The sequence below is a fragment of the Sphaerotilus sp. FB-3 genome (assembly GCF_023706025.1).
GTDB lineage: Bacteria > Pseudomonadota > Gammaproteobacteria > Burkholderiales > Burkholderiaceae_C > Sphaerotilus > Sphaerotilus sulfidivorans.
Window position 1 is genome coordinate 1 of sequence record NZ_BQWE01000049.1, and the last position, 708, is coordinate 708.

Genomic DNA, 708 nt, shown 5'->3' on the forward strand with positions numbered 1-708 from the left:
CCTATAACTTTGACATTCCTGTCAAGGTAAGAGTGTCGATGTGAACCGTACTTCAGTCACGGTGAACGCAATCAATTGACAGACCAGCGCTGATTCATACAGACTCTACGAATTGTCTTTCAGGTTCCATCCTGAAAGACCAACGGTTATGCCTGACGACCATAGCGAGGTGGTCCCACTCCTTCCCATCCCGAACAGGACAGTGAAACGCCTCCGCGCCGATGATAGTGCGCATTCGCGTGTGAAAGTAGGTCATCGTCAGGCTTCTACAAGCGAGAAACGCCCAGTCTACGGACTGGGCGTTTTCTTCTCTTCGTCTTGTCTAGAGAGTGCAGCTGCACCGATCAATGTGCTAGAGCATCAGTTCGGCTCCAGTCTCTAGAGCAGACAAGCGAATCAGCATAGACTTTGTTGTTGACAGGGTTTAAAAAATGCATGATAATCTCGCTTCTTTGCTGATGACTGATCTTGATTGGTTGTCGCGCCGAAAACGGCAAGCTCTTTAAAAATCAACAGCCGATAAGCGTGGGCGTTTGAGGCGAGTGTCTCGGATCTTCGGATCCGGGTCCTTGTGACCTTAAACGCTCATGGATAGAGAAGTGAAGTTCACTTCAATTCCTTGAGCAAAACAAGATCGAACTGAAGAGTTTGATCCTGGCTCAGATTGAACGCTGGCGGTATGCCTTACACATGCAAGTCGAACGGTAG

2 rRNA genes are annotated in these 708 nt (G+C 48.7%); both read left to right on the forward strand.

From position 1 onward, the window contains the following. The first annotated feature begins 151 nt into the window (after positions 1-151). Positions 152-264: ribosomal RNA gene (rrf, locus tag NFT33_RS16340) — 5S ribosomal RNA — on the forward strand. Between the two features lie 372 nt (positions 265-636). Beyond that, positions 637-708 (forward strand): 16S ribosomal RNA (locus tag NFT33_RS16345); the annotation flags it as partial.